The following is a 1826-nucleotide window of genomic DNA, read 5'->3' as shown; positions in this document are numbered from 1 at the left end:
CCGGCGTCCTGGTACTGGCGTTCGGGTTTGTCCTGGTCCTGGAAGGTGTCCGGCAGGCGCAGGGTCCTGAGCTTGAGGCCGGCGTCGATGAGGCCCTGGTCGCTGGCGAGGGTGAGGACATGCGCGCCGAGGCCGCCGACCGCGCCCTCCTCGATCGTCACCGCCACCTCGTGGCTGGTCAGCAGCTTGCGGATCAGCGCTTCGTCCAGCGGCTTGGCGAAGCGCAGGTCCGCCACGCTCGCCGAAAGCCCCATCGCCTCCAGCCGGTCCGCCGCGACCAGCGCCTCCGAAAGCCGCGTGCCCAGCGACAGGATCGCCACCTTCTTGCCCTCGCGCACGATCCGGCCCTTGCCGATCTCCAGCCGCTCCGGCTGCGCCGGGATCGCCACCCCCGTGCCGTTGCCGCGCGGATAGCGCACCGCGATCGGACCGTCGTCATGGAGCGCCATGGTATGCACCATGTGGGTCAGCTCCGCCTCGTCCGCCGCCGCCATCACCACGAAGTTGGGCAGGGTCGCGAGATAGGCGACGTCGAACGAGCCGGCGTGCGTCGCCCCGTCCGCGCCCACCAGCCCCGCCCGGTCGATCGCGAAGCGCACCGGCAGCTTCTGGATCGCAACGTCATGCACCACCTGGTCATAGGCGCGCTGCAGGAAGGTCGAGTAGATCGCGCAGAACGGCCGCATCCCCTGCGCGGCGAGGCCCGCCGCGAAGGTCACCGCATGCTGCTCGGCTATGCCGACGTCGAACGCACGCTCCGGAAAGGCCTGGGCGAACTTGTCCAGCCCCGTGCCCGACGGCATCGCCGCGGTGATCGCCACCACCGTCTCGTCGCGCTCCGCCTCGGCGATCAGCGCGTCGGCGAACACGCCGGTATAGCTCGGCGGCCCCGGCGGCGCCTTGGCCTGCACCCCCGACACCACGTCGAACTTCTGCACGCCATGATATTTGTCCGCCGCCGCCTCGGCCGGCGCGTAGCCCTTGCCCTTCTTGGTCACGACATGGACGAGGATCGGACCCTCCTCCGCATCGCGCACATTCTCCAAGACCGGCAGCAGATGATCGAGGTCGTGCCCGTCGACCGGGCCGACATAGTAGAAGCCCAGCTCCTCGAACAGCGTGCCGCCCATCGCCATGCCGCGCGCGAACTCGTCCGCCTTCCTCGCCGCCGAATGGATCGGCCGCGGCATCTTGCGCGCCATCCGCTTGGCCATGTCGCGCATCGTCAGGAACGGACGCGACGACACGATCTGCGCCAGATAGGCCGACAAGCCCCCCACCGGCGGCGCGATCGACATGTCGTTGTCGTTGAGGATCACGATCAGCCGGTTGCCCGCCGCCTTGGCGTTGTTCATCGCCTCATAGGCCATGCCCGCCGACATCGCCCCGTCGCCGATCACCGCGATCGCCTTGCCCGGCTTGCCCGCCAGGAGGTTCGCCGTCGCAAAGCCCAAGGCCGCCGAGATCGAGGTCGACGAATGCGCCGCCCCGAACGGGTCGTACGCGCTCTCGCTGCGCTTGGTGAAGCCCGACAGCCCGCCGCCCTGCCGCAAGGTCCGGATCCGGTCCCGCCGCCCGGTCAATATCTTGTGCGGATAGGCCTGGTGCCCGACATCCCAGATCAGAACGTCGCGCGGCGTGTCGAACACATAGTGCAACGCCACCGTCAGCTCGACGACACCCAGACCCGAGCCCAGATGTCCCCCCGTCACTCCCACCGCAGAAATCATCTCGCTGCGAAGCTCGTCCGCAAGCTGCCGCAACTGCCCAGGCTCCAGCCCCCGCAGATCCTCCGGCGTGTCAACGGTATCAAGAAGCGGCGTTTC

The 1826-nt window shown here is 68.9% G+C and carries 1 protein-coding gene; it reads right to left on the bottom strand.

Features of this window, described 5'->3' with window-relative positions:
* The coding region (gene dxs, locus GQY20_RS31855) for a 1-deoxy-D-xylulose-5-phosphate synthase (RefSeq protein ID WP_157221201.1) at positions 1-1826 on the bottom strand (1826 nt) is incomplete at both ends.

This window comes from Flavisphingomonas formosensis, assembly GCF_009755815.1.
GTDB classification, from domain to species: domain Bacteria; phylum Pseudomonadota; class Alphaproteobacteria; order Sphingomonadales; family Sphingomonadaceae; genus Flavisphingomonas; species Flavisphingomonas formosensis.
The sequence above is the reverse complement of the archived record's forward strand: the minus strand, read 5'-3'. Positions and strand labels throughout refer to the sequence as shown.